The organism is Variovorax sp. KK3, assembly GCF_001984055.1.
Classification (GTDB): Bacteria; Pseudomonadota; Gammaproteobacteria; order Burkholderiales; family Burkholderiaceae_C; genus Variovorax.
The window spans coordinates 47258-66403 of the sequence record NZ_LYVO01000030.1 but is presented as its reverse complement, the minus strand read 5'-3'; the positions used below and the strand labels follow the sequence as shown (position 1 = coordinate 66403).

Below are 19146 nucleotides of genomic sequence, written 5' to 3'. Positions count from 1 at the left end.
GCGATGAATACGAAAACCTGGATGTGCCTGATTTGCGGGTGGATCTACGACGAAGCGGTGGGAGTGCCAGAGGATGGTATTGCGGCCGGCACGGCGTGGGCAGATGTTCCGATGAACTGGACCTGTCCCGAGTGTGGCGCACGCAAGGAAGACTTCGAGATGGTTGAAATCTGAAGCATGGCACAGGGCCGTGCTTCTGGCGCCCCTGACGGGGCGTTTCGGTCTTAGAGTGTCACAAAGGAGCCCCGCCAATGAGCTCGAATGGATCCGGTTACAAAGTGCTCGTCATCGACGACAGCAACACCATTCGGCGAAGCGCCGAGATCTTTCTCAAGCAGGGTGGCCACGAGGTGCTGCTTGCCGAAGACGGGTTCGATGCGCTCTCCAAGGTCAACGACCACAAGCCGCACCTCATCTTCTGCGACATCCTGATGCCGCGGCTCGACGGCTACCAGACCTGCGCCATCATCAAGCGCAACTCGCACTTCTCCAAGGTGCCGGTCGTGATGCTCTCTTCCAAGGACGGCGTGTTCGACAAAGCGCGCGGCCGCATGGTCGGCTCGCAGGACTACCTCACGAAACCCTTCACCAAAGACCAACTGCTGCAGGCTGTAGAGCAGTTCGGCACCGTCTCGCAGGAAGTGCAGTAATGGCTATTCGCAATGTTCTCGTGGTCGACGACTCCAAGACCGAGTTGCTCTTCCTCACCGATCTGCTCCAGAAGAACGGCTTCTCGGTGAAGACGGCCGAGAACGCGGAAGACGCGATGCGCCGCCTCGAGGAAGAGCAACCCGACCTGATCCTCATGGACATCGTGATGCCGGGCCAGAACGGCTTTCAGCTCACGCGCGCGATCGCGCGCAATCCGCAGTACGCGTCGGTGCCGATCATCATGTGCACCAGCAAGAACCAGGAGACCGACCGTCTCTGGGGCATGCGGCAAGGTGCTCGCGACTACATCGTGAAACCGGTCAACCCGGCCGAGCTGATCGCCAAGATCAGCGCACTCGCCTGATCGCCGGTCCGCTTTTCGCTTTCGTCCTCTTCCATGGCCAACCGCGACGCTCTACGTGCCTTCCAGTCCCGGCTCGCGAGCCGTCTGCAGGCCGCTCGCACCTCGGGTGTGTCCGCCTCGTGGCTCGCCGTGGAGGCAGGTGACGCGAAGTACCTGTTCCCGCTCGGCCACGCCGGCGAGATCTTTCCCTGGAATCCGCCGCAGCCGGTGCCCTACGTCCAGCCCTGGTTCCTCGGCGTCGCCAACCTGCGCGGCGGTGTGTATGGCATCGTGCAGCTGTCTGCCTTCGCGACCGGCCAGGCGGCACCCCCGGCCAACGAGGCGACACGCGCGCAGTCGCGCCTGGTCGCGCTCAACGAGATGCTGGAAGTCAATTGCGCCCTGCTGATCGACCGGCTGGTCGGGCTGCGCGGCGTGGAGGCTTTCACCGCATCGCAGGCGCCCGATGATGGTGCGCCGGCATGGCTGGGGCACGCCTACACCGACGCCGCGGGCGAGCGCTGGCAGGAAATCAACCTGCAGGCGCTCTCGCAGCAGCCACAGTTTTTGAGCATCGGCGCCTGAGCGCAGTGCCGCGCAAAGAAACATTACCTAAGGACCGACCGTGAGCTCGATCGCCGACAAGTTCAAGAAATTCCTGCCCGCGGGCGGCGACAACGCCGGGCGCGCGGACAGCGGGTCGACCCTGTCGCTGGACGGCCCTGAAACCATCCAGCCGCCCGAGGAGAAGACGATTCGCATCCGACGCGATCCGGCGTCCGAGTCGCCACCCGAGACCGTGGTCCTCGCCATGGATGCGGCCAACGACCAATCGCCCTCCATCGCCTCGTCGGCCACGGCCAACAACGACCCCGTGTTGTCCGACGCGCCCGGCGCGGCGTCGCCGGACCCGGCGTCGGGCGGCGGCTCGCTGCGCTCCAACCCCGCGCGCCAGCAGCGCGTGTTGGCCATCGTGCTTGCCGTGGTCGTGTTGCTGCTGCTGCTGGTGGCCGGTTCCGCCATCCTGCGTGCCGAACGGCTCGCCCAGCAGGTGGCGGCCACGGGCCAGGCCCTGATGCAGTCGCAGCGCCTGGCCAAGTCCGTGTCGCAGGCGCTGGTGGGCAACGTTCCGGCGTTCACCGAAGTGAAGGAATCTTCCGACGACCTGACGCGCCGCGTGCAAGGCCTGGCCAACGGCGACGACGCCCTGAAGCTGGAGCGCGTCGGCAGCCAGTACGAAACCGAGCTCGGCAAGATCGCACCGCTCGTCGAGCGCGCCGACAAGAGCGCCAAGGCCGTGCTCGCGCAGCAGAAGATCCTGACCCAGGTCGGCACCGCGCTGCGCGACATCAACCGCCAGTCCTCCGACCTGCTCGAAATGACCGAGACCGTGGCCTCGCTCAAGATGCAGCAGAACGCCTCGCTGCCCGAGATCTCGGCGGCCGGCCAGCTGGTGATGCTGACGCAGCGCATCGGCAAGTCCGCCAACGAGTTTCTCACCGTCGAAGGCGTGAGCCCCGATGCGGTGTTCCTGCTCGGCAAGGACCTGAACACCTTCCAGGAAGTCACGCGCGGTCTGCTCGAGGGCAATTCGCAGCAGCGCCTGCCGGGCACGCGCGACGCGCAGACCCGCCAGCAGCTCGAGGCCATCCTCAAGACCTACGAGCAGACGCGCACCCAAGCCGGCGCGATCCTCGGCAACCTGCAGGGCCTGGTGGCTGCCCGCGAGGCGCAGGCCGCGATCCTGGCCGACAGCGAACCGCTGCGCACCTCGCTGGGCGACCTGCAGGAAAAGCTGTCCGCCCGCACCGGCCTGGGTGCCGGCACGGTGGTGTTGCTCTTCGTGCTGTCGCTCGCGGCGCTCGCACTGGCCGGCGCGATCGGCTTCGTGCAGGTGCGCGAAGGCCGCGAACGCGCGCTGTCCGCCGAGCGCGAACGGGTAGCGGCCGAGCGCGCCAGTGACGACGCGAGCCGCGTGAACGCCGCCAACCAGGCCGCCATTCTTCGCTTGATGAACGAGCTGCAGACAGTGGCCGAGGGCGACCTGACACAGGAAGCCACCGTGACGGAGGACATCACCGGCGCCATCGCCGACTCGGTGAACTACACGGTGGAAGAACTTCGCCTGCTCGTCGGCAACGTCCAGAACACGGCGACCCGGGTCGCGCAGACCACGTCGCAGGTCGAAAGCACGTCCACGGAGCTGCTGGCCGCGTCGACCGAGCAGCTGCGTGAGATTCGCGAAACCGGCCAGTCGGTGCTGACGATGGCCGAGCGCATCAACGGCGTGTCCTCGCAGGCACAGGAGTCCGCCACGGTGGCGCGCCAGTCGCTGCAGGCCGCGTCGTCGGGCCTCCAGGCCGTGCAGAACGCGATCGGCGGCATGAACTCGATCCGCGATCAGATTCAGGAGACCTCCAAGCGCATCAAGCGCCTGGGCGAATCGTCCCAGGAGATCGGCGAAATCACCGAACTGATCTCGGACATCACCGAGCAGACCAACGTGCTCGCGCTGAACGCCGCCATCCAGGCCGCATCCGCCGGCGAGGCCGGCCGCGGCTTCTCGGTGGTGGCGGAAGAAGTGCAGCGGCTGGCCGAACGCTCCGCCGATGCCACGCGCCAGATCTCGGCGCTGGTGAAGGCGATCCAGACCGACACGCAGGACGCCGTCGGCGCCATGGAGCGCTCGACGCAGGGCGTGGTCGAAGGCGCCAAGTTGTCCGACAACGCCGGCACGGCGCTCTCCGAGATCGACCGCGTGTCGCGCCGGCTGGCCGAACTCATCGAGCAGATCTCGCAGTCGGCGTCGCGCGAGGCTGACTCGGCCAACGTGGTGGCCGCCAACATCCAGCACATCTTCGCCGTGACGGAACAGACCGGGGAAGGCACGCGCACCACGGCCCAGCAGGTGCGCGAGCTTTCGCACATGGCCGAGGAACTGCGTCAGTCCGTGGCCCGATTCAAGATTGCCTGACCCCCGAGTTCCGAACGTGTCGACACCAAGCCCCGCCACCGCCCCCCGAGCCGGTCACGCGCCGGCGCATGAAGACCTCGGGCCTCTGGCCTGGGTGCTCGGAGAAATCCAGAAATCGCTCGACAACGCGAGCAAGACGCTGAAGCGCTTCGCGCGCGAAGCCGGCGGCAGCGCCGAGCCCGACACCGCGCCGCTGCGGCTGGCCAGGCAGCAGCTTCACCAGGCGGTGGGCGCGTTGCAGATGGTGGGGCATTCGGCGCCGGCCCTGGTGATGGGCGCGATGGAATTCGCGGTTCAGAGCTTCGTCGCCGAGCCGGCGCGTTGCACCGACGCGGCAGCGCAAAAGATCGACCGCGCGGGCTTCGCGGTGGCCGATTTCCTCAGCGCCGTTCTGGCCGGCAAGACCGTGTCTTCTGTCGCGCTGTTTCCGCAATACCGCGACGTGCTGGAGCTGGTGGGCAACGAGCGCGTGCACCCGGCCGACCTGTGGGACATGAACTGGCGCTGGGCCGAGATCAAGCCCTCGCCCACCCAGACCGCGATGGTGTACGACCCCGCGGTGCGCTCCAAGCTCGACCGCGAAGTGCTCAAGATCGTCAAGAGCGGCGACGACCAGGCGGCGCGGCGGCTGCACGCGTTGTGCCTGAGCCTGGGCCGAGGCGCCTCGGTGCCGCGGGTGGCCAGCTTCTGGACCTTGGCCGCCGGCTTTTTCGAGGCGTTGGCGTTGGCGCTGATTCCTGCCGACGCCCACGTCAAGCGGGCCGCCTCGCGCGTGCTGTTGCAATACGCCACGCTCGCGCGCGGCGACAACACCGTGTCCGATCGGCTCGGACAGGATCTGCTCTTCTTCTGCGCGCAGGCCGTACCCGGTCCGCGCGACGAGGCGGCGACCCTGCGCGCCGTGCGCGTCGCATGGGGCGTGGTCAACGAGCAGAAGGTCGACTACACCATCGAGCAATTCGGCCGCTTCGATCCCCAGCTGCTGGCCCAGGCCCGAAAGCGCATCGAAACTGCCAAGGAAATGTGGTCGGCGCTTTCGAGCGGCGACGTCGCGCGCACCCGCCAGGTGGCCGACACCTTCGCGCAGCTGGGCGAATCGCTGCAGAAGCTGCACCCGCCCAGCCAGCCGATGGTGCAGGCGCTCAACAACGCCGTCGAAGCCTCGATGCGTTCCGGCAGGCCGCCGGGCACCGAGCTGGCGATGGAGGTCGCGACCTCCGTCCTCTACCTCGAAGCGGCGTTCGAGGATCTCGACCCGCATGACCGTCAGTTGACGGCCCGCACCGTCCAGCTGGCCGGCCGCATCGACCGGGCACGCGACGGAGGCCGTTCGGAGCCGCTCGAGCCGTGGATGGAAGAGCTCTACCGCCGCATCAGCGACCGCCAGACCATGGGCACCGTGGTCGGCGAGCTGCGCAGCCACCTGGGCGAACTCGAGAAGTCGCTCGACCAGTTCTTCCGCCGGTCGAGCGAAAAGAACCTGTTGCGCGCCGTGCCCACGCAGTTGCTGCAGATGAAGGGCGTGTTCTCCGTGCTCGGCCTCGACCAGGCTGCGCAGACCGTGCAGCGCATGCGCGAAATGGTCGACCGCCTGATTGCCGACGCACCCTCGGCTGCCGATGCCAAGGATTTCGATTCGCTCGGCAACAACCTGGGCGCTCTCGGCTTCCTGATCGACATGCTGAGCTACCAGCCGGCACTGGCCAAGCGCCTGTTCGTGTTCGACGCCGAGGCCGGCGAACTCAAGCCGCTGATGGGACGCCAGGCGGCCGAGGCCGAAGCCCTGGCGGACGCGACGCCGAGCGCTTCCTTCGCATCGGCCTCCGGTCCGGTTTCGGTGACCGAGACCGTGCTGAGTGTCGAAGAGGTCGACGCGCAGATCGCCGCCAAGCTCGCCGCGCTTGCGACGCCGACGCGCAAGGCGCCGCCGCCGCCGATCGAGGAAGTGACACGCCCCGCCGCGAGCTGGACCGCCAAGATCACCGGCCCCGCGCCGCTCGAGGGGCTGCCCGACACCGAAGTGCGGGAGCTAGAAGAAGACGATCTCCAGAACATCTTTCTCGACGAGGCCCGCGAGGTGCTGCACAACGGCCTGGCGGCCGTGTCGGCGCTGGGCGCGCGTCCGGACGACAACGCCGAGTTGACGGTGTTGCGCCGCGCCTTCCACACGCTGAAGGGCAGCTCGCGCATGGTCGGCCTCATGGACTTCGGCGAAGCGGCCTGGTCCTTCGAGCAGGTGCTGAACACCTGGCTTGCCGACCAGCGCCCCGCCACGCCGGAGCTTCTGGCCGGCACCCGCCGCGCGCTGACCGATTTCGCGAAATGGGTCGAGGCCATTGCCGGCAACGAACCGCACAACTGGCAGTCTGCGCCCTTGCGCAGCGTGGCCGAGGCCTTGCGCACCGGCGAGCCCATCGCACCGCCAGCGCCCGTGGCCGATGCCGATGCACTCGTCGCGGCGGCACGCCACATCGCGGCCGAGGAGTCCCTGGTCGACGCCAAGGCGGCGTTGGAGCCGGAAGTGGAGCGGGATCTCGAAGACGAGGCGGGGTCGCAGGTGCCGGCTGCCGTGCTGCACGAGCCGCTGCCCTTGCCCGATCTGCCCGATCTGAACCTGGGTGACTTCTCATTCGAGCTGCCCGCGGCGGCGACGCCCGCCGCTCAGCCGCAGCCCGAAACGCACGAGGCGCTCGCTGGCGACGACGAATTCGCCATCACCGATTTCGTCGATTTCGGAGACCGGCCCAGGCCGGTGCCTGAAGAGCCGCTGCTGCCGGCCGAGTTGGAAGACATCGATTTCCTCGAAACCGCCCATGTGGCGATCGAGCCCGCACTGCCGCTGCCGGCGTCCGAGCCGGAGGCCGATGCGCTGCCCGCGCCTTTGCTGAGGGCCCGGTCGCAGGAAGAGCCTGTACGGCAGGAGGAAGCCGCACCGCAGGACGATGCCACGACGACGGCACCCGTGTTCGAGCCCATGCCCGAGCTTTCGCTCGAGCTGCATCTCGATCCTGTATCTGAATCTGAACCTGAGCCAGAGCCCGAAGCCGCCGCCGCGCCGCAGTTCGAGCCGCCTGTGCCCGAGCAGGCAGCCGAAGCGCCGATCGAAAGGGTCGGATCGGTCGGAACGTTCGAAACGCTCGAAACACCAATTGCAGGAGCCGGACCCGAAGTGGTCACCGGCGGGCAGCTTGAACCCGAGCCGCAGTCCGAGCCCCGGGCCGAGCCCCGGGCCGAGCCTGAACTCGTGCCATCGATGGCTGCCGCAGCGGCTGCTGCCGACGCGCCGATCGAGGAAGCCGCGACGCCCAGCGCCGAGGATCAGGTCAAGGTGATCGGTCCGTTGCGCATCGGCATCGCGCTCTACAACGTCTACCTTGTCGAAGCCGACGAATGGTCGCGGCAGTTGGTCCACGATGTCGGCGAGTGGGCGCTCGAATCGCACCACCGCGTGGCCGAATCCACCATCAACCTGGCCCACTCCCTGGCGGGCAGCTCGGCGACGGTGGGCTTCCAGGGCTTGTCGGACATGGCCCGTTCGTTCGAGGCAGCGCTGCAGCACTTGCACATGCAGGGCCGCGGCACGCCGGCGCAAGGCGCAGTGCTCGTCGCTGCAGCCGACGAGCTGCGGCGACTGCTGCATCAGTTCGCCGCAGGCTTCCTCAAGGAGCCGTCGGTGGCAACGCTGCATGCGTTGCGTGACGTGGCGGAATGGCCGATGCCGGCAGACGTCGGCGAGCCGGCTGCGAACACCGTGCCGCTCCCGCGCATCGGCGGCGCCGACGTGTCGCTCGACGAGGGCGAAGACTCCATCGACGTGACCGATGCGGTCGACGTCGATCTGTTTCCGATATTCGAGGAAGAAGCAGCCGAATTGCTGCCGCAGCTCGGCGCCGCCCTGCGCGCCTGGTCGCAGCGCCTGGACGACCCGGCGCCGCGTGCCTCCACGCTGCGCACCCTGCACACGCTGAAGGGCAGCGCCCGGCTGGCCGGTGCGATGCGCCTGGGCGAGCGCGCCCATCGCATGGAGTCGGAGATCGAAGCCATCGGCTCGACCGGTGCGGACCGCGCTTCCGTCGAACAGCTTCTGGCCCGATTCGATTCGCTCCAAGCCACCTTCGACGCGCTGCGCGTGGCCGACGATGCCATGCAGACCGAGCTGGCGCAGCGGGCTGCCGCGCCCGCGGCTACTCCCGAACCGGCCGCCGCCCCCGTGCCGCAGGCCGAAGCAGCACACGAGACTGAAGCGGAAGGCGCGCAGGCCATCGCGAAAGCCAACGACGCGCTGTCGGCCCTGGCAGCGTCCGACGAGGCGCCCGTTCGCCCGGCCGTTGCGCTGCCTTCACCGTCGACGCTCACGCCGCTGCGGCCCATCACCAGCCAGGCCGTGCGCATTCGCACCCACCTGCTCGACCGCCTGGTCGCGCAGGCCGGCGAGGTCATCATCACGCGCTCTCGCCTCGAAGCCGAGCTCAGCCAGTTGCGCGGTTCGCTGCACGACCTGACCGGCAACCTCGACCGCCTGCGCCAGCAGCTGCGCGACATCGAGGTACAGGCCGAAAGCCAGATGCAGTCGCGCCTGGCCCAGGCCAAGGATTCGGCCCAGTCCTTCGATCCGCTCGAGTTCGACCGCTTCACCCGGGTGCAGGAACTCACCCGCATGATGGCCGAGTCGGTCAACGACGTGGCCACGGTGCAGCGCACGCTGCAGAAAACCGTGCAGGCCACCGAAGACGACCTGAGCGCCCAGGCCCGGCAAACGCGCGAACTGCAGCGCGGCCTGCTGCGCACGCGCATGGTGGAATTCGAAGGCATATCCGAGCGCCTCTACCGCGTGGTGCGCCAGGCCTCCAAGGACACCGGCAAGCAGGTCCGCCTCGACATCGTCGGCGGCACCATCGAGATGGACCGCGGCGTACTGGACCGCATGACGCCGGCCTTCGAGCACCTGCTGCGCAACAGCGTCGCGCATGGGATCGAAGACGTCGCGACGCGCGAGAGGGCCGGCAAGGAAGCGAGCGGCCTGATCGCCATCGAGCTGCATCACGAGGGCAACGACGTCTCGGTCAGCTTCCGCGACGACGGTGCCGGGCTCAACCACGCGCGCATCGTCGAACGTGGGCGTGCGTTGGGCCTGGTGTCCGCCGACCAGCATCTGAGCGAGGCCGAGGCGGCCGACCTGATCTTCACGCCGGGCTTTTCCACCGCCGACCAGGTTTCCGAACTGGCCGGCCGCGGGATCGGCATGGACGTCGTTCGCTCGCAGGTCGCGGCGCTCGGTGGCCGCATCGAGACCAAGAGCAAGGCGGGCGAAGGCACCGAGTTCAAGCTGGTGTTGCCGCTGACCACCGCGGTGACGCACGTGGTCATGGTGCGCGCCGGCGCCAGTTCCGTCGGTGTGCCCTCCAACCTGGTCGAGCTGGTGCAGCGCGTCAGCGGCCCCGAACTCGAGGCGGCCTACCAGGCGCAGCACTATTCGTTCGGCGGCGAGCAGGTGCCCTTCTTCTGGGCCGGCGCGCTGCTGCAGTCGTCCTCGCGCAGCGAGCGCGGCACGGGCAAGGCCAACACCGTCGTGATCGTGCGAAGCGCGGCGCAGCGGGTGGCCCTGCACGTGGACGAAGTGCTCGGCAACCAGGAAGTGGTGGTCAAGAACCTCGGGCCGCAGCTGTCGCGGCTGCCCGGCATGGCCGGCATTTCGGTGCTGGCCTCCGGTGCGGTTGCACTGATCTACAACCCCGTGGCGCTGGCCGCGGTGCACGGCGACCTGGCGCGCCAGATCCAGTCCGGCGCCGTCGCGGCGATGGCCGCGGCGCGTGGTTCCGACATGCCGGCGGCGCATCAGCCGGCGCCGCAAGTGCCGCTGGTGCTGGTGGTGGACGATTCGATCACCGTGCGCCGCGTCACGCAGCGCCTGTTGCAGCGCGAGGGTTATCGGGTGGCGCTGGCGGCCGACGGCCTGCAAGCGCTCGAACGCCTGCAACAGGAGCGCCCGTCGGTGGTTCTGTCGGACATCGAGATGCCGCGCATGGACGGTTTCGACCTCGCCCGCAACATCCGCGCCGACGCCGCGCTGGCCGACCTGCCGATCATCATGATCACGTCGCGCATCGCCGAGAAGCACCACGACCATGCGCGCGCGCTGGGCGTCAATCACTACCTCGGCAAGCCCTATGCCGAAGACGAGCTGCTGCGCCTGGTGCGGCGCTACGCCAGCGCCGAGACGCCCCAGGCAATGGCGGCCTGAGGGCCGGCGCCCTCAGGCGCCGGCCTTTTTCTTCTTGTTCCCACGGGGCTCACGCGGCCCTTCGCGTACCACCGCGTAGCGCTCGAGCGTGTGCTCCCGCGCCACGGCATGGTCGACGATGGGCGCCGGGTAGTTGTCGCCCAGGCGCACGTCGGCCGCTTCCAGCTCGAGCGGTGCCGCGGTCCAGGGTGCGTGAATGCGCGCGTTCGGGAGCTTTGCCAGCTGCGGCAGGTAGCGCCGGATGAACTTGCCCTCGGGATCGAAGCGCTCGCTCTGCGTGACGGGGTTGAAGATGCGGAAGTAGGGCTGCGCGTCGCAGCCGCTGGAGCTGGCCCATTGCCAGTTGCCGTTGTTCGACGACAGCTCGAAGTCGTTGAGGTGCACGGCGAAATAGCGCTCGCCACGCCGCCAGTCGAGGCCCAGGTCCTTGCAGAGAAAGCTGGCCACCACCATGCGCAGGCGGTTGTGCATGTAGCCGCTCTGGTTGATCTGCAACATGGCAGCGTCCACCAGCGGGTAGCCGGTGCGTCCCTCGCACCACGCCTTGAACAGCGCGTCGGCATGCTTGCCGTGGTGCCACTGGATCCGGTCGTATTCGGGCCGGAAACTCTTGCCCTCACCGACGCCCGGATGGTGCGTCAGCACCTGGAAGAAGAAATCGCGCCAGATCAACTCACCGAGCCAGGTCGAAGCGCCTTCGTCGCCCTGCAGCGCGAGCTGGTGCGCCACGCTTGCCATCTGCCGGACGGAAACGGTGCCGAAGCGCAGGTGCACACCCAGGTAGCTGGGCCCGCGCACCGCAGGGAAGTTGCGGGTTTCGTGGTAACGGTCGATGCGGTCGAAGAAGTGCTCGAACAAAGCCACGCCGCCCCGGCTGCCGGTCGGCATTTCCAGCTCGCCGAGATTGCTTTTCTCGAAGCCGATGTCGGCCAGCGACGGCACGGCCGATCGATGATCGGTCGGTGGCGCCACCAGCGCATCGGCATGGTTTCGAACCGGGTAGGCCTTCAAGTAGAAGTCGTCCACCTTCGCCATCCACGCCCGACGGTAGGGCCCGAACACGGTGTACGGCTGCCCGGCCTTCGTCAGCAGCTCGTCGCGGTCGAAGATGGCCTGGTCCTTGTAGGTGTGGAAGCTGACGCCGCCATTGGCCAGCCCGCCCAGCACCTTGGCGTCGCGCGCCAGTGCCTCCGGTTCGTCGTCGCGATTCGCGAAGACCGCCTGCACCTCCAGATCGCGCGCCAGCGTCGCGATCTCGTCCTCCGCGACGGCATGGCGCACGATCAGGCCGCCGCCCAGCGCATGCAGCTCGGACGCCAGCTCGACCAGCGACTCCCGGATGAATTCGACCCGCCGGTCGGTGCGCGGCAGGTCATCGAGGATGGCCCGGTCGAACACGAACACGCACACCACCTGACGGCAGGCGCGCAGGGCATGGTAGAGCGCGGCGTTGTCGTCCACGCGCAGGTCGCGGCGGAACCACATCAGGCCCTTGGGGTACGTCTTGTCGACGGCCAGTAAAATCGGCGGCATGGCTTCCGATTCTGCCCCGATGAACCTCACGCATCACTTTCTGATTGCGATGCCGGGGCTGTCGGACAAAGCCTTCAGTCGAAGCGTGGTCTATCTTTGCGAACACAGCGAGCGCGGCGCGCTCGGCCTGGTGATCAACAAACCCAGCGACATCAACCTCGGCGTGCTGTTCGAAAAGATCGAACTGCGCCTCTCACGTCCCGAACTCGGCACGGCGCCGGTCTTCCAGGGTGGCCCGGTGCAAACCGAGCGTGGCTTCGTGCTGCACGAGCCGGTGTTCGGCGAGGGCGAGAAGCCCAACGAGTCGGTCTACGCCTCCACCATGACCATCCCCGGCGGCCTCGAAATGACCACCTCCAAAGACGTGCTGGAGGCGCTGGCCACCGGTGCCGGGCCGCGCAAGGTGCTGGTGTCGCTCGGCTACGCGGCCTGGGGCGAGGGCCAGCTCGAATCCGAACTGGCCGAGAACAGCTGGCTCACCGTGGGCGCCGACCCGGCCGTGATCTTCGACACCCCCATCGAGCAGCGCTACGACAAGGCGCTGCTGCTGCTCGGCCTGCAGGCCTGGACCCTGTCGCCCGAGGCGGGGCACGCATGAGGGTCGAGGCCATGCCCGACAGCGCCGCCCCTCCTGCCTCTGTTCCATCGCATTTCCAAAGCTTCCTGGCCTTCGACTTCGGTCTGAAGCGCACCGGCGTGGCCAGCGGCAACCGGCTGCTGGCCGCCGCGACGCCGCAGTCGACCATCCGGGCCGAAGGCGACGCCCGTTTCGCGCAGGTCGAAGCCCGCATCCGCGAATGGCAGCCGGACGCCCTCGTGGTCGGCATCCCCTACCACCCCGACGGCGCCGCGCACGACAACACCCGCGCCGCCCAGCGCTTCGCCCGCCAGCTGAGAGGGCGCTTCGGCTTGCCGGTGTACGAGGTCGACGAGCGCTACAGCACGACCGAGGCGCTCGCCGGGGGCGCACGCGATGCCGACGCGGCCTCGGCCTGCATCATTCTTGAACAGTTCCTGAGGAGTCTTGCGTGACCCCCATTCCCGACGCCGAAGCGCTCTACCTCGAGCTGCTGCGTGGCGTGAAAGCCCTGATGCGCGGGGACACCCGCCTCGTCGGCGTCACCTCCGGCGGTGCCTGGCTGGTCGAGCGCCTGCAGAAAGACCTGGGCCTGCCTGGGGCGCCCGGCATCATCTCGTCGGCCATGCACCGCGACGATTTCGCGCGGCGTGGCATGGCGGCGAGCGCGCAGACCTCGCTGCCCTTCGACGTGAACGGCGCCGACGTGCTGCTGCTCGACGACGTGCTCTACACCGGCCGCACCATCCGTGCGGTGCTCAATGAACTGTTCGACTTCGGCCGTCCGAGCTGCGTGCGGCTCGCGGTCATGGTCGACCGCGGCGGGCGCGAGCTGCCCGTGGCGGCGGACTTCGCCGCAACGAAGCTCGAGCTGCCCGCGGCGCAGGCGCTCGCCTTGGCGAGAGACGAGAAGAGCGGCCTCCGGTTCCAGGTGGAGCAAGCCTGATGAAGCGCCCCCACGCTCACCACTTCGTGTATTCGCTGCCCCCCGAGGGGGTGACGGCCTCCCTCGGGGCGGCCCGGCGGGAGACCTGATGCTCTACAAGCGCAACCCCCAACTCAACCAGAACGGCGAGCTGATCCACCTGTTGTCGATCGAGGGCCTGCCGAAGTCCATCCTCACGCAGATCCTCGACACCGCCGCCACCTTCGCCAGCGTGAGCGACCGCGAGGTCAAGAAGGTGCCGCTGCTGCGCGGCAAGAGCGTGTTCAACCTGTTCTTCGAGAACTCGACGCGCACCCGCACCACCTTCGAGATCGCGGCCAAGCGGCTGTCGGCCGACGTGATCAATCTCGACATCGCTCGCTCATCGGCGAGCAAGGGCGAGTCGCTGCTCGACACCATCGCCAACCTGAGCGCGATGGCGGCCGACCTCTTCGTGGTTCGGCACAGCGAGTCGGGCGCCCCTTACCTGATCGCTCAGCACGTGGCGCCCCACGTGCATGTGGTGAATGCCGGCGACGGCCGCCATGCGCACCCGACGCAGGGGCTGCTCGACATGTACACGATCCGGCACTACAAGAAGGACTTCGCCAACCTCACGGTGGCGATCGTCGGCGACGTGCTGCACTCGCGCGTCGCGCGCTCCGACATCCATGCGCTGACGACGCTGGGCTGTGCCGAGGTTCGCGTGGTCGGACCCAAGACGCTGGTGCCCGGCGACATGGCCCAGATGGGCGTGCGCGTGTGCCACACGCTCGAAGAAGGCATTCGCGACTGCGACGTGATCATCATGCTGCGGCTGCAGAACGAGCGCATGAGCGGCGCGCTGCTGCCGTCGTCGCAAGAATTCTTCAAGACCTATGGCTTGACGCCCGAGAAGCTTCAGCTGGCCAAACCCGATGCCATCGTGATGCATCCGGGGCCCATCAACCGCGGCGTGGAGATCGACTCGGCAGTGGTCGATGGCCGGCAGAGCGTGATCCTGCCGCAGGTCACTTTCGGCATCGCCGTGCGCATGGCCGTCATGAGCATCGTCGCAGGTAACGAAGCATGAAATGGCGGCCGCTCGGCTACTGCGCGAACCGATCTCGCACCTGCGCTGCTCGCCGCACGAAAGTGCGGCTGCGTTGCTCGCCGCGACCTCGGCTCGCTCGCTACGCCGCTCGACCGCCATTTCGGTCAGGCCTCAGGAATCCAGCATGAGAATTTTGATAACCAACGGACGCGTCGTCGACCCCGCGTCCGGACTCGACAGGCAGGCCGACGTGGCCGTAGCCGACGGCAAGCTGCTCGCCATCGGCGGCACGCCTGCCGACTTCAACGCCGACCGCACGCTCGATGCCACCGGCTGCCTTGTCCTGCCGGGCCTGGTCGACCTGGCGGCGCGCCTTCGAGAGCCCGGCTACGAGCACGAGCGCATGCTCGAAAGCGAGATGGCCGCGGCCGTGGCCGGCGGCGTGACCAGCCTGGTCTGCCCGCCCGACACCGACCCCGTGCTCGACGAGCCCGGACTGGTCGAGATGCTCAAGTTCCGGGCGGAGAAGATGCAGAGCGCGCGCCTCTTTCCGCTCGGCGCGCTGACCCGGGGGCTCAAGGGCGAGGTGCTGACCGAAATGGCCGAGCTCACCGAAGCCGGCTGTATCGGCTTCAGCCAGGCCGAGGTGCCGATGCCCAGCACGCAGGTACTGCAGCGTGCGCTGCAGTACGCCAGCACCTTCGGCTACACGGCATGGCTGCGGCCGCAAGACCGCGACCTGGGGCAGGGCGTGGCCGCCAGCGGCCCGCTGGCCACGCGCCTGGGGCTGTCGGGCGTGCCGGTGGCGGCGGAGACGATCGCGCTCTTCACGATCTTCGAACTGGTCCGTTCCACTGGCGCGCGGGTTCACCTGTGCCGCCTGTCGAGTGCGGCGGGCGTGGCCCTGGTCCGCGCGGCCAAGGCCGAAGGGCTGCCTGTCAGCTGCGATGTCAGCATCAATTCGCTGCACCTGGCCGACATCGACATCGGGTACTTCGACAGCCGCGCGCGCCTCAACCCACCGCTGCGCCAGCAGCGCGACCGCGACGCGCTGTCGGCCGGGCTGGCCGACGGCACCATCGACGCCCTGGTTTCCGACCACACGCCGGTGGAGGCCGACGCGAAAACCTTGCCCTTCGCAGAGAGCGAACCCGGCGCCAGCGGCCTCGAACTGCTGCTGCCGCTGGCCCTGCAGTGGGGCGAGCAGAGCGGCGCCGGACTCATGCGTGCCGTCGAGGTCGTCAGCGCTGCGCCGGCGCGGCTGGTCGGCGTCGCGGGAGCGGGCCGGTTGGAGCAGGGCGGCGCAGCCGACGTCTGCGTGGCCGATCCCGCCATCGAATGGCAGGTCCGGCCCGAGGCCCTGCGCAGCCAGGGCAAGCACACGCCCTTCGGCGGCTATGCCCTGCGAGGGCGGACGCGGCATACGCTGGTCGGTGGCCGGCTGGTTCACACCTGCTGAGGCCAGACACCGCCCGATGCTGCAGAACCTGTCCGCCAGCCTCAAGCTGCTGCGAGCCCTGGCCCATGCGTACGCGGGCTGGTGGACCATTCGCAGCAAGTTCCCAAAGCTCACGCAGGACGAGCGCGAACAGCGTGTGCAAGCGTGGGCGGACAAGATGCTCGCGCTCATGGACATCCGGCTGGTGGTGCAGGGCACGCCGCCCGAGCGCGGCCCGGTGCTGATGGTGAGCAACCACGTGTCGTGGCTGGACATCCTCACCATCCACGCGGCGCGCCACGTGCGCTTCGTGTCCAAGTCGAACGTACAGCGCTGGCCGCTGATCGGCGCGCTGGCGACCGGCGCGGGTTCGCTCTACATCGAGCGCGAGCGGCGCCGCGACGCACTTCGCGTGGTCCATCACATGACCGAGGCCCTGAGCCGCGGTGAAGTGATCGCGGTATTTCCGGAAGGCACGACCGGCGACGGCACCACCCTGTTGCCCTTTCATGCCAACCTGCTGCAGGCGGCGATTTCCTCCGGCGCGCCCGTGCAGCCGACCGCGCTTCGCTTCGCCGATGCCGCCAGTGGCGAAACCAGCATGGCGCCCCGTTACATCGGCGCAGACAACCTGTGGGTTTCGCTTTGGCGTGTGCTCAAGGCGCCGCCGATTCACGCCATCGTGCGCTTCGGTGAGCCGCAGCCGGCCTGGGGGCGAGACCGGCGTGCCTGGGCGCTGTCGCTGCATGCGGACGTGCACGCGCTCTGGCGCCAGACCCACTAGCCCCCGTTTGCTCCGCGCAAAAAAACAGCGCCCCGAAGGGCGCTGTGCAACGGCGCCAGGGGCGCCGGGGAGGAGGAAACCGTTGCGTAGAAAAAAATCGAGCGGCCCGTTGAAGGCCACCCACCTTTTTCCAAACGCGTGAACGCAGGTTAAACGCCGCCGCGGGCCCGGGCCTGCCGGAGAAGGCAATGCACGCGCGTGGGCCGTGGCCTACACGCAGCCGCTGCAGAAGCCGCGAGCGGACTGAAGCCCATGAGCCATTGGTGTCCGTGAGTACGTGAGTCCGTGAGTCCGTGAGTCCGTGAAGAAGTCGGCGTGGCCCGGGCGCCCCACGGCTCGAATCTCATCAATTGTCGCAAGGCGTTCGACGGCCTGACGGTGCCGCGCATCATTCGCGCACTTTCAGCACACACAGGACGCGCCATGGATGCCATTCTTCTGTTGATCGCCATCAACTTCCTCTCCGTGCCCTTTCTCCAGGAAGCCGAAGCCCAGGGCCACAGGCTGCGACGCTTCCCGCATCTGCTGCACATTCTTCGACTCGCCCACGTGCGCAAGTCCCGCTGGCTCCTCTCCTTCTGCGCATTCACCGTGTTTCTCTTCGTGTTGGTCGTCGCGCGCGGCCAGGGCGCCGGCATCGACGGGCAGGTTCTGGCCTTGCATGCCGGGATCATCCAGAGCGTTCTGTGGACGGTGGTCTGGCTCAACCTGCGCCGGCAAGCCCGGCCCGAGCACTCGCAGCAGACGTCGGTCGACGCGAAGCGGCACAGCACCACCGGCGTCGCTCCGTTGCTGACTCAGCCATGACCACCGGGCGCCAGTTGGCGTGGGTGCCGCGCCAGTCGCTGCTTCTTCTTTCGCTGCTGGCCCTGGGCGGCTGCCAGTTCCACGGAACGGTGCCTCCGTTCTCCGCTGAAGGACTTCCCCCACCGGCCTTCACCGACGCGCCGGGCCGGTGCACTTCGGCGCGCATCCGGTTCGCGTTGGGCCAGCAGGTCAGTCGGCCTCTGCTCGAAGAAATGCGTTTGCGCGCCGGTGCCCGGCGTGCCATGGCCTTGGCGCCCACCGATGAGCACGTGCCTTACGACTCGCTGCGCCTGATCGTCGACATCGAAAACAACGGCCGCGTGGTGGCGGCTCGCTGCGGCTGACCGATTCGCTTCGCCGCCGGCCGATGTGCTTCAGGCCTCGACCGCGGGCCGCGGCAACAGGCCCAGAAAGTGGTCGAGCATCTGGAAGTGATCGTCGAGGAACTGGTCCTCGAGCCCGGGCAGCGCAGCGACCGGGGTCCACTCGGCGGCCGCGGCATCGTCGTCCGCGCGCACCGCAGGGGGAGGCCGGTCACCCAGATCGAAGAAATGACCATGCGTGATCGTCCGTCCGCGCTGGCTGCGGTCGGGTCGGTCGAAGACCTCGGTGGTGGCCAGGCAGGCCAGCAACTCGGCGGGCGACAGGTCGAGGTGCGTTTCTTCCTCGAGTTCGCGCAGGGCCGACTGAAGCGTGGTTTCGCGCACTTCGAGAAATCCGCCGGGCACGGCGAGCAGCCCCTTGCCGGGTGAATGCCCACGCCGAATCAGCAGCACCTGGTCGCCGCACTTGACCACGCAGTCCACGGTAACCAGCACGACGGGATAGGGCGCCACGGACCAGGCGGCATCGTGCTGCCGCAGTTGCTCCCATTCATCGGCAAGCGAGGCGTGCAGCGGCGTCGTCATCCACGGCTGCAGCGCTGCCAGCGTGCCAGCCGGCACCGCACGCTTGAGCGCCTCGGAAGCGTCTGCCTCGCCACTGAAGAGCGCCTGCTGCACGGCCGCTGCGCTGGCCGTGTGCACGCGGTCGATCGCCTGCAGCGTCCAGCCGTCGAAGCCATTCAGGTAGTCACGCGTGGCGTCCTTCACGTGACCGACCAGCACGGTGTTCGCGGCCGATGCCGGTGCCGCGCCCTGGGCCACGAGCGCCGCATCGACCGCCAGTCGCAGTTCGGCGAACCAGCGCTCCTCGTCGAAATGGTCGCGCATGGGCACGAACAGCAGGCGTGCACCATCGGCATCGCTCACTGCGCGCCGGATCATGTCCGCGCGCTCTTGCCAGCTGAACGGGTTCTTGGGCGACCGCGCCTGGAACGCCGAGCCGAGCACCACGACGACACGCGGCGCTGCATCGAGCGCCTTGCGCAGCAGGATCTGATGCGCGTTGTGGAAAGGCTGGAAGCGGCCGATCAAGACCGCAACATCGTGGGTGGAACTCGGGGGATAGGACATCATGGGTTGGGCGCCGTGACCGGCACGCGCGCATCTTACCCACGAGGCACTGCGAGAAGGCGGGGGTCGCTGCGCGTCTGCGCCGGCTCCCATTAACGCAGATTCAACGGAAGTTCAATGCAGCTGCCGCTGAGCGCTGAGCGATCCGAAGAGCGAAGAAAGCTTGTTCTGAACGTAGACCAGCCTTTTGCACAGCGAACTCACCCGCTCCGCCGCACCGGGCTTGCCGTTCTCCATTTCGACGATCGCCTTGGCGTAGGCGTCGGTCAAGCGTTGCCATTCGGTGAATGTGGGTTCAGAGACGTCGACGGTGCCCATTGCGCCCTCCTTGATGAACGAAGGCTGCGTCAGGCCGGCATTTGCGTACGTAGGAAGTGGCTGACTTT

17 protein-coding genes are annotated in these 19146 nt (G+C 68.1%); 14 read left to right on the top strand and 3 right to left on the bottom strand.

From position 1 onward, the window contains the following. Positions 1 to 3 precede the first annotated feature (3 nt). The 6 genes from B0W80_RS16335 (at position 4) to B0W80_RS16310 (ending at position 10209) form a co-directional block, all read left to right on the top strand. On the top strand, positions 4 to 174 hold the full coding sequence (locus B0W80_RS16335; RefSeq protein ID WP_007838397.1) for a rubredoxin: 171 nt from the start codon (positions 4 to 6) through the stop codon (positions 172 to 174). Positions 175 to 251: 77 nt separating this feature from the next. Further along, on the top strand, positions 252 to 650 hold the full coding sequence (locus B0W80_RS16330) for a PleD family two-component system response regulator (protein WP_077000212.1): 399 nt from the start codon (positions 252 to 254) through the stop codon (positions 648 to 650). After that, a complete protein-coding gene (locus tag B0W80_RS16325; RefSeq protein WP_077000211.1) occupies positions 650 to 1015 on the top strand; it encodes a PleD family two-component system response regulator in 366 nt (121 codons plus the stop codon). The genes B0W80_RS16330 and B0W80_RS16325 overlap by 1 nt, the downstream gene beginning before the upstream one ends. 33 nt (positions 1016 to 1048) lie before the next feature. Next, a complete protein-coding gene (locus B0W80_RS16320; protein ID WP_077000210.1) occupies positions 1049 to 1579 on the top strand; it encodes a chemotaxis protein CheW in 531 nt (176 codons plus the stop codon). Positions 1580 to 1619: 40 nt separating this feature from the next. After that, positions 1620 to 3968: a methyl-accepting chemotaxis protein gene (locus tag B0W80_RS16315; RefSeq protein WP_077000209.1), complete on the top strand. Its 2349-nt coding sequence runs from the start codon at positions 1620 to 1622 to the stop codon at positions 3966 to 3968. A gap of 16 nt (positions 3969 to 3984) precedes the next feature. After that, entirely contained in the window at positions 3985 to 10209 is a 6225-nt protein-coding gene (locus B0W80_RS16310; RefSeq protein WP_077000208.1) for an Hpt domain-containing protein, read from the top strand. Positions 10210 to 10221: 12 nt separating this feature from the next. On the opposite strand, the gene B0W80_RS16305 is transcribed toward B0W80_RS16310, so the two are convergent. Then, positions 10222 to 11742 (bottom strand): deoxyribodipyrimidine photo-lyase, encoded by a 1521-nt coding sequence (locus tag B0W80_RS16305; RefSeq protein ID WP_077000207.1) that lies wholly within the window; start codon positions 11740 to 11742, stop codon positions 10222 to 10224. Between B0W80_RS16305 and B0W80_RS16300 the strand changes: the two genes are divergently transcribed. From B0W80_RS16300 to B0W80_RS16265, 8 genes are all read left to right on the top strand, one after another. Beyond that, the gene (locus B0W80_RS16300; protein ID WP_077000206.1) at positions 11741 to 12340 is read left to right on the top strand and encodes a YqgE/AlgH family protein; all 600 of its coding nucleotides are present in this window, start codon (positions 11741 to 11743) and stop codon (positions 12338 to 12340) included. The two genes, B0W80_RS16305 and B0W80_RS16300, sit on opposite strands and share 2 nt — an antisense overlap. Before the next feature lie 11 nt (positions 12341 to 12351). After that, on the top strand, positions 12352 to 12774 hold the full coding sequence (gene ruvX, locus B0W80_RS16295) for a Holliday junction resolvase RuvX (protein ID WP_077000233.1): 423 nt from the start codon (positions 12352 to 12354) through the stop codon (positions 12772 to 12774). Then, positions 12771 to 13265 carry a bifunctional pyr operon transcriptional regulator/uracil phosphoribosyltransferase PyrR gene (gene pyrR, locus B0W80_RS16290; protein WP_077000205.1) on the top strand — a complete coding sequence of 165 codons (495 nt, stop codon included), beginning with the start codon at positions 12771 to 12773 and terminating at the stop codon, positions 13263 to 13265. Before ruvX ends, pyrR begins: the two co-directional genes overlap by 4 nt. A gap of 88 nt (positions 13266 to 13353) precedes the next feature. After that, a complete protein-coding gene (locus B0W80_RS16285; protein WP_077000204.1) occupies positions 13354 to 14316 on the top strand; it encodes an aspartate carbamoyltransferase catalytic subunit in 963 nt (320 codons plus the stop codon). Between the two features lie 145 nt (positions 14317 to 14461). Further along, a complete protein-coding gene (locus B0W80_RS16280; protein ID WP_077000232.1) occupies positions 14462 to 15736 on the top strand; it encodes a dihydroorotase in 1275 nt (424 codons plus the stop codon). 16 nt (positions 15737 to 15752) lie between these two features. Beyond that, entirely contained in the window at positions 15753 to 16499 is a 747-nt protein-coding gene (locus B0W80_RS16275; RefSeq protein WP_077000203.1) for a 1-acyl-sn-glycerol-3-phosphate acyltransferase, read from the top strand. 315 nt (positions 16500 to 16814) lie between these two features. Continuing rightward, positions 16815 to 17306, top strand: coding sequence for a hypothetical protein (locus B0W80_RS16270; protein WP_143684652.1), 492 nt, complete (start codon positions 16815 to 16817; stop codon positions 17304 to 17306). After that, positions 17303 to 17650, top strand: a complete 348-nt coding sequence (locus tag B0W80_RS16265; protein WP_083745443.1) for a hypothetical protein — start codon at positions 17303 to 17305, stop codon at positions 17648 to 17650. The genes B0W80_RS16270 and B0W80_RS16265 overlap by 4 nt, the downstream gene beginning before the upstream one ends. Positions 17651 to 17680: 30 nt before the next feature. On the opposite strand, the gene B0W80_RS16260 is transcribed toward B0W80_RS16265, so the two are convergent. Together B0W80_RS16260 and B0W80_RS16255 are read right to left on the bottom strand one after the other, a co-directional pair. Then, entirely contained in the window at positions 17681 to 18763 is a 1083-nt protein-coding gene (locus B0W80_RS16260) for an NUDIX domain-containing protein (RefSeq protein WP_077000201.1), read from the bottom strand. Between the two features lie 111 nt (positions 18764 to 18874). Beyond that, positions 18875 to 19078, bottom strand: a complete 204-nt coding sequence (locus B0W80_RS16255) for a hypothetical protein (protein WP_077000200.1) — start codon at positions 19076 to 19078, stop codon at positions 18875 to 18877. Positions 19079 to 19146 lie beyond the last annotated feature (68 nt).

Coding starts and splice junctions, on each gene's coding strand:
- B0W80_RS16255 (WP_077000200.1), bottom strand. CDS start 19,078: ATGGGCACCGTCGACGTCTCTGAACCCACATTCACCGAATGGCAACGC.
- B0W80_RS16265 (WP_083745443.1), top strand. CDS start 17,303: ATGACCACCGGGCGCCAGTTGGCGTGGGTGCCGCGCCAGTCGCTGCTT.
- B0W80_RS16260 (WP_077000201.1), bottom strand. CDS start 18,763: ATGATGTCCTATCCCCCGAGTTCCACCCACGATGTTGCGGTCTTGATC.
- B0W80_RS16320 (WP_077000210.1), top strand. CDS start 1,049: ATGGCCAACCGCGACGCTCTACGTGCCTTCCAGTCCCGGCTCGCGAGC.
- B0W80_RS16280 (WP_077000232.1), top strand. CDS start 14,462: ATGAGAATTTTGATAACCAACGGACGCGTCGTCGACCCCGCGTCCGGA.
- B0W80_RS16325 (WP_077000211.1), top strand. CDS start 650: ATGGCTATTCGCAATGTTCTCGTGGTCGACGACTCCAAGACCGAGTTG.
- B0W80_RS16330 (WP_077000212.1), top strand. CDS start 252: ATGAGCTCGAATGGATCCGGTTACAAAGTGCTCGTCATCGACGACAGC.
- B0W80_RS16285 (WP_077000204.1), top strand. CDS start 13,354: ATGCTCTACAAGCGCAACCCCCAACTCAACCAGAACGGCGAGCTGATC.
- B0W80_RS16275 (WP_077000203.1), top strand. CDS start 15,753: ATGCTGCAGAACCTGTCCGCCAGCCTCAAGCTGCTGCGAGCCCTGGCC.
- B0W80_RS16335 (WP_007838397.1), top strand. CDS start 4: ATGAATACGAAAACCTGGATGTGCCTGATTTGCGGGTGGATCTACGAC.
- ruvX (WP_077000233.1), top strand. CDS start 12,352: ATGCCCGACAGCGCCGCCCCTCCTGCCTCTGTTCCATCGCATTTCCAA.
- B0W80_RS16300 (WP_077000206.1), top strand. CDS start 11,741: ATGGCTTCCGATTCTGCCCCGATGAACCTCACGCATCACTTTCTGATT.
- B0W80_RS16305 (WP_077000207.1), bottom strand. CDS start 11,742: ATGCCGCCGATTTTACTGGCCGTCGACAAGACGTACCCCAAGGGCCTG.